The 1,091-nt window shown below is 65.4% G+C and carries 1 protein-coding gene; it reads right to left on the reverse strand.

Translation table 11 applies throughout. The features are described 5' to 3' along the window. Positions 1 to 59: 59 nt before the first annotated feature. On the reverse strand, positions 60 to 1,091 hold a 1,032-nt coding region (locus ABT116_RS49510; RefSeq protein ID WP_351648266.1), incomplete at its 5' end, for an acyl-CoA dehydrogenase family protein.

Here is a 1,091-nt window from a genome sequence, read left to right on the forward strand (position 1 = left end):
CACGTTCTCGGGGTCTGCCTCGGTCATCAGTGCATCGGCTGGGCGGCTGGGGTCGACGGTCATGATTTCAGCTCCAAGGTCGGTTGCGGGTCGGTGATCAAGCGGGGCAAGGAGGGCGTCGCCGCGACGGCCGTTCCGAGCTGCGTCGCCAGTGCGATTTCGTCGCCGAACTCCGATCTCCAGGCATGCAGTCGACGGGTGAGTTGTTGCAAGCGGTACTCGCGGGTCATGCCGATCGCACCGTGCGCCTGGTGGGCGGCGCGTACGCTCGCTAGCGCATTCTGCGAAATCACCAATTTGGTTGCGTACACTTCGAAGTCGGCGTCACCACTGGTGAGCGCATGCGCAGTGCGATCCACAGCCAGCGTCGACATCGATGCCATCTGCGCGAGAGTGACGACGTGCTGCTGGACGGCTTGAAATTGCGCGACGGGCCTGCCGAACTGCACCCGCTCCGACACGTAGCGCCGGGTCAACGTCGACACCGCCTCCATGGCTCCCGCCATCTGCACCGAACGCAAGAATGCGCCGAGTCTACCGAGAATTCGGGGATCAACCGGGTTTTCACCGTCAACGGTACGCGCTTCGGAGAACGTCAGACTCTCACGCGGTTGCCCCGCAAGATCCGTTCCGCCACCGATCTCGGCGTCGGAGATGTCAAGGAGTACGACGCGATCACCGAGAACTGCTGCCAGCACTGATGCGGCACTACCCCACGGCACGTCGTGAAAGGTTCCCGACAGGAAACCGTCGTCGGTCCGGCGCACATCGTCGCGCGGCGAACCCGGGGCGACCGTTGCGATTCCGGAGGGCACGGGTAACCCGCCCGCTGTTGCCAGCCTGCCCGCGAGGTACGTCTCGGCGAGCGGCAGCGGCGCAGCGTGCCTCGCCGCCGCGCGCTGGACAGTCACGGCGTCGAGGAGCGAGCCACCGGAACCACCGGCAGATTCGGGAAGACCGACCAGCGGCAGCCCCAGTTCCACTGCCGCATACCACAATCCGGTGGGCAGACCGTCGATCTCCGCCTGCGCTACCACCTCGGTGCCGGACTTCTCGGAGAAGAATTGCTCGACCATCGCTTCGAGGTCGGC

Source organism: Streptomyces sp. NPDC002130, from assembly GCF_040296465.1.
GTDB lineage: Bacteria > Actinomycetota > Actinomycetes > Streptomycetales > Streptomycetaceae > Streptomyces.